Consider the following 5,790-nt stretch of genomic DNA (forward strand, 5'->3'; position numbering starts at 1 on the left):
GGGCGTACAAGATTAGGCCTTTGTGCGGTGGGTGGGGCTTAATGTCTACCTTAAGATTCCAAGTTATATCAGATAATTTCTAAGAAATTAATAGTCTCAAAAAAAAAAATAAAAAATAAACGACACTACTATAATTTTACTTGCTGGGATTGCGATGGAATAACAGTGTTAGTTAAGTGGTTAGCCTAAGATTTATCGGCAATGACCCACTTGGAACTTGGAACTTGGAGATGGTCAGCAAATCCAAGGGTGAGGTCTGCTTATCAGCTCGTCCATCCAATTCCGGTTTCTTGTACTTCCCATTTGAGGGTTATGAAATGACTGCCTCAACATTGAAAGAAGCGGAAACTGGTATTAAAACTTCCGAAAAAAATGAGTTGGTCCAAAAACTGGTGGCTGCATATTGCGAGCGGCAGGCCATTGTGAATCAGATCAAGGCGGCTCAGTGGAACAATCAAGGCGCCCGAGCTGCTGAGTTTACTCAGCTATTAGCGGCGGTCGCTCCGGAAGCGGCCCGTCAGTCCGCTCAATATCAAGCGCGGCAAAATCAGACCGTGCAACCCTTTCCACCATCATACCAGATTGCTGAGCGTATCAGCTTATTCGGTCGTCGGGTACCCTCGGAGTATAATGAAATGTTTGAGTATTCACGTATTGATGACCCACAAACACAGGAGACCTACCAGAACGCTGAAGCAATTGCCAAGGCTTGTGAAACGTTTGCCCAGACTGCCAGGCATACCATCAAGCTGGCTCATCAGGCAGACGATCCGGTAACGGCACAAATAATGGCTGCACAACTGCAAACGGCAGAGCAGCTGGCAACCCAGTTGAGACGTTTTGAGTAGAGATGAATAAGACATATTAGGAGTCGTCATAGGTTCAAAAAGAATTCAGGTTTTGGCAAGTTGTCAAAACCCTTTTTCCGAGACGAATTGGCAAAAACTCCAGTTTTTGAGGTTTCCCAATTTACTCGTCTCATTTTTTATCGTAGGAAGTTAACGTTATGAGTATTAAGCAGATGGGCATAGATAGTAAATTACGCATCCTGATGATTATTGCCCTTTCAGGTAGTATTCTCCAACCCCCCTTTGCCATGGCAGCAAAAGATGGACTCTTAGGCAAAACTTCAACAGGAGAAGTAGGTGTCTATCTTAAAACCGGTCATTTAGTAAAAATTTCAGGGTTAACAGATATTGATTTACCATGGGATGCAGCGGCAGCAGCGGATGGTTCATTAACAGATGTTACTGGTTCAATTGATTATTGCGTTTATACTAATGAAAAATCTAATAATGCCTATACATATTCAATGTCTGTTTCAAGTCAAAACTCTGGAGAGGAAGGCGTAGGTGAGTTTAAAATGAAAGGCAGTATAAAAAGTAATAACAATTTGATTAAATACAAAGTATTTGCTACAGGTACACAAGGTGTATCTAGCAATGTTGCCGCCAATGCAGCCCATGCTAAATGGGGAGAGGGGCATAACCCAACCGGTACTAAAACACTCTTTGGTGGTGATAATAAACAAGCTATGATTGATTGCACCGGGCCTAGAAACGCCCGTATGTGGGTTGTAGCTGACAGGAATGATGTTATGAGTGCCGCTCCAGACAGCTACGCAGATATTTTGACCTTGTTGGTGTCTGCTGATTGAGTTATTTACGTACTACAAGAAGTAGTCAACTGTCAGCGTGAAGTATTTATTTACGTTGGCAGTTTTTTGTTTTTAGGCTCATAAGGTTAGAATCTGCTTAAGTGTCCTGTTTTTATTCTGAAATGGCAACATTGTTTGGCATTGTTCTTTTTAGTAGGTGTGATCCCCCCTAATAGTGTGCTAGCTGCCAGCCAGTTCAAAACTCCAAAGGGTTTTGAAAATCTCACCAAGCCGATAGAAACTTTTGTAGACGTTTATTATGGAGGGCGCTTTGTTGGTGTACACCAAGTAACCTATACCCCAAACAGTTTGAAGTTTTCAAATGCCGATGTAATACTCAGGTCTCTTTCTGATCTAAACAATCAAGATGTTATTGCAGAGTTGCTTAATAAGGAGTTAGACAATAATTCTGACCATGTATGTCCTTATAAAGGTCAGTCGTCATGTGGGGTTTTGGAACCTGAAGTCATTGGAATCATTTTTGATGAAAATCAATTTAGAGTCGATATTTTTGTGAACTCTGCTTATCGACAAGTAAATTCCGCTGAATATCGTAAGTACCTGCCACCAGCACAGGGAGGTATTTCTATTATTCAGAATTTGGGCGCTGTTGCTTCCGGTATAGTATCCAGTGTAACTGACTACAACATACTTGGGCTAACCCAGCTAGCCTTTCAAGAAAATAGTCTGGAGGCAGGATGGAGCCTAATTGGTAGTTCCTCATTTGCTATCAATTCGTTATTATTTCAGCGAGAGTTTGAAGGTTATTCCTATCAAGCAGGTTACGTGAATACGCAAGGTGTATTTAGATTCACCAGTGATAGAAATATATTGGGCGTGCGCTTCGCCCGTTCGGATATTACCCAACTTGATCAAGGTTTAATCCAGAGTACTGCTTTGGAGGTTTTTCTACCTTATTATGGCAGGATTGAGGTTCTTAAAGATAACCAATTGCTCTACTCTACACTTCTTGAGTCTGGCAATCATCTACTTGATACTTCGTCATTTCCTTCTGGTGCTTATAATGTGACTATCAGAATTTTTGACGACAAGGGCCTGCTCATTAAAGAAATATCTCGTTTTTTTGCTCGCCAGTCACAGCTTCCCCCAGCGGGAGAGCCTTGGTTCTCCATTGAAGTGGGTCGTATAGCTGGTTTACTCTCTGATCGAATAATTCCGCCAGTTGTCGGCCCCTTGTTAGCTAGGGGAAGTCTTAACGTACGTTTGGATGATGCTATGGCTGGTACAATAGCTTTGTCTATGATGTCAGAGAAATTATTGATTGAGCTGGGTCTCTTTACCATTAAGGGAAAACTTGAATTCGATAGTGGCTTAATGCTGGACAGTGACTTAAGCAATGGGGCCCGTTTTTCAGTGGGCCTTAGAAAAAACCATTATACTCTTATTCTTGACTATTATCGAATTAGGGAAAATCTCGGGGCCAGTCTTTATTCAACTGACCGCAAACTGACCGACCTGTCAAGGGAAGCTGTGAATATAGGTTTTAATACTCAGATTTTTGGAGGTAGTGCTTCTTTCAGGCTGTCCTATCGTGATAACGAACAAAATGGCAAAGTCAACTATAATACGTTCAGTTATAACCGAACGATATTTCATGGCTCACAGTCTGATATTGATATTCGCTTGGATTTTAGTGCATCTGGAAAAGAGAAGGTTGCCTTATTGAGTGCTAACTGGCGTTGGGATACTTCTAATTTGAGCATGGGTTTTGCACCGCAATATGAGCAACACCATGGTAATCTTGTTGAGCAAAAACAATTAATGGCGTGGCAAGCAAACGCACGATGGCAAGATAAGGAAATCTTACTTGGAAATTTGTCAACAAGATTTAATATTAACCATAGCGAGTTTGGGAACACCGTTAGTCTTGATGTAGATTATGCTTCTCAATTGGCTAAGTTTGGGTTAGCTATAAATCGTGTAACCGACGGCAATCGCGAAACAAACACTAGCTTTGCGTTGAATGCATTCACCAACTTTATAACCAATGGCACTTTTTTAGCTGTCGGTGGTGATCAACAAGCACAAAGTGCTTTGATTGTAACAATAGTAGGCGTTCCCGACACTGCCAGATTTGATGTGATAGTAAATAGTCAGGTTGTTGGTAGTGCTATCGGCGGTAGAGATTCTATTATTCCATTAAGACCATACGCAATATACAATGTTCAACTGCGTGGAGGTGATTCAGGTTTTTACAAGTTATCAGAAAACACCCGTACGGTTACGCTCTATCCAGGTAATGTCGTTAGAATGGAGTATGAAATCATTTCACTCAAAGTGGTTTATGGCTTGGTATTGGATCGAAATAGGGAGCCAGTAGCTAACGCCAGGATTGTTAACACCGGAAGTTATTCAGAAACAGATGAAACGGGTTTTTTTCAAGTTGAAGTGCCATCAAACCTTCAATACTTGGAGTTAGAGCAAAATTATGAAGAAGTGTGTCGTGTTTCTTTAGAAGCTCATGCTTCCAATAAGTCAGTCCTCAATTTAGGACATATCATTTGTCAATGATGAACAGTATTTTGATGAATCGGTTCACTTCGTATGTATGCAGTCGTTACCGATATATCTTCTTTGGATTGCTACAGTTTGTAAATACTTTGATCATGGCCGAGCCCTTGCTAGGAGGTACTTCTTTGTCCAGAAGTATAGGTACTTCGGCCTGTGATCCTATTAGATACAGCATCGCAAGTGATAGAAATCGTGCAATCAGTTTTTGTGAGAATGGGACAAGGCTTAATGGCACTAATCTAACGCCCCTAATAATTCCATGGGATGGAAATGCGCTTGAGTTAGTGTCCAGTAGAGATTTTCAAATTCGCTCCTGTGACAGTGAAAGCTGCTATTGGGCCATAGATTATGATGTGAGTGGTGAAATAGATGGCTCCAACGTTTTGATGCTAACCCATGAAAGTGGAGAACACAAAATACCAATAAGTATTTTATTCCGGCAGGTTGATAGAAATAGAGAAAGGTACTTGCCAAATGTAACAGCTATAGGATGTGATTTTTCGCGTTCTTGCCCATTCTCCGGCTCCGGGCTTTTTGAGGGTGATGACCAGCATCCAAACCAAAAATGCCTAAAGTGTTTAAGTGTCAGAATTCAAGCGAAAGTAAGCAGGAAAGCTCTTGAAGAAACAGGTCTGCTCAAGGCAGGAGCTTATCAAGGTAACCTTGAACTCAGGGCCTTTCAGGCTACAAAAACATCGTTGTTACCGGAAAAAGTTATAGAGGGGCTTGTTAACTCGGTTAATCTCACTATTCGGCTTACGGTACCAGACCTTGTTCGTATCAATCACCTAGATAATGTTGAACTTCACTCGCCCCATTACCAAAGCGAGCGATCTATTTGTATCTATCGAAACAGTACTGGGACTGTACAGGTTCAAGCTCATGGTGAAAATGATTACGATGGACAATTTAGGTTGAAAAGCACTTCAGAGTCCAGAGATTGTAGGCTGCTGCCTTCCGATAGCTGTGTGAACTACAGTGTTCAACTAAAGCAGACTAACAGGGTAATTGCTTTATATCCAAATATTGCAAACAGAGGTTTTAAGGGAAGTGGTAGCATGAATTGCATTTATGGTGATAGAACGGTTCTTATATTTGATGTACCAAAGGCTCGCTCTATGCCAGCTAATACATACCGTGACACGCTTTATATTACAGTGTCTCCAGATTAAGGTATCCTGAATTCGTATAATTAATATGGGCATTATGATCCAGAGGACTCCAGGTTACACCACCGCAATGCCCTTGATAGACAGCGCGTTCAAAGGTAAATACTCCATAGGGTGTTTCATAACGTTTGGCCACCTGATGTTTATAAGTCAGCTTCTGTCCACGGAGTACAACAGGATCATGATTCGGAACTTCAAAGCGTTGTAAAAGTTCACCTGTTGCCAGCCGTCCACCCTCATTGAGGGCATCCTGAAGGAGGTCTTCACTGGAGAGCATGTTATCTGAGTCAACAGGTACTTCAATTTGCAAAGTGAAGGATTTTTCGGTGCGGGAAAGAATTACAGCAGTCATGTTCAAAGCCACTTAGAAATTTTTCTGTAACTATTCAGCACCCAGCAAAGGCATATTACTGTAATTCTGAACAGCTCTAA

5 protein-coding genes are annotated in these 5,790 nt (G+C 41.5%); 4 read left to right on the forward strand and 1 reads right to left on the reverse strand.

Going from position 1 to position 5,790, the window contains the following annotated elements:
* The first annotated feature begins 317 nt into the window (after positions 1 to 317).
* The 4 genes from KDK14_RS17105 to KDK14_RS17120 all read left to right on the forward strand — a co-directional run bounded on the left by KDK14_RS17105 (position 318) and on the right by KDK14_RS17120 (position 5,361).
* Positions 318 to 848, forward strand: coding sequence for a hypothetical protein (locus KDK14_RS17105; RefSeq protein WP_257266395.1), 531 nt, complete (start codon positions 318 to 320; stop codon positions 846 to 848).
* Between the two features lie 158 nt (positions 849 to 1,006).
* On the forward strand, positions 1,007 to 1,657 hold the full coding sequence (locus KDK14_RS17110; protein ID WP_257266396.1) for a hypothetical protein: 651 nt from the start codon (positions 1,007 to 1,009) through the stop codon (positions 1,655 to 1,657).
* A 135-nt stretch (positions 1,658 to 1,792) separates the two neighbouring features.
* On the forward strand, positions 1,793 to 4,189 hold the full coding sequence (locus KDK14_RS17115; RefSeq protein ID WP_257266397.1) for a CS1-pili formation C-terminal domain-containing protein: 2,397 nt from the start codon (positions 1,793 to 1,795) through the stop codon (positions 4,187 to 4,189).
* A complete protein-coding gene (locus tag KDK14_RS17120; RefSeq protein ID WP_257266398.1) occupies positions 4,186 to 5,361 on the forward strand; it encodes a hypothetical protein in 1,176 nt (391 codons plus the stop codon). The genes KDK14_RS17115 and KDK14_RS17120 overlap by 4 nt, the downstream gene beginning before the upstream one ends.
* Here the strand turns inward: KDK14_RS17120 and KDK14_RS17125 are convergent.
* On the reverse strand, positions 5,342 to 5,710 hold the full coding sequence (locus tag KDK14_RS17125) for a hypothetical protein (protein WP_257266399.1): 369 nt from the start codon (positions 5,708 to 5,710) through the stop codon (positions 5,342 to 5,344). The two genes, KDK14_RS17120 and KDK14_RS17125, sit on opposite strands and share 20 nt — an antisense overlap.
* Between the last annotated feature and the right edge of the window lie 80 nt (positions 5,711 to 5,790).

The sequence above is a fragment of the Endozoicomonas sp. ONNA2 genome, assembly GCF_024606365.1.
In the GTDB taxonomy this organism is placed as follows: Bacteria; Pseudomonadota; Gammaproteobacteria; order Pseudomonadales; family Endozoicomonadaceae; genus Endozoicomonas.

Excerpts from the sequence above, each read along its gene's own strand:
- KDK14_RS17120 (WP_257266398.1), top strand. The coding sequence starts at position 4,186 with ATGATGAACAGTATTTTGATGAATCGGTTCACTTCGTATGTATGCAGT.
- KDK14_RS17110 (WP_257266396.1), top strand. The coding sequence starts at position 1,007 with ATGAGTATTAAGCAGATGGGCATAGATAGTAAATTACGCATCCTGATG.
- KDK14_RS17125 (WP_257266399.1), bottom strand. The coding sequence starts at position 5,710 with ATGACTGCTGTAATTCTTTCCCGCACCGAAAAATCCTTCACTTTGCAA.
- KDK14_RS17105 (WP_257266395.1), top strand. The coding sequence starts at position 318 with ATGACTGCCTCAACATTGAAAGAAGCGGAAACTGGTATTAAAACTTCC.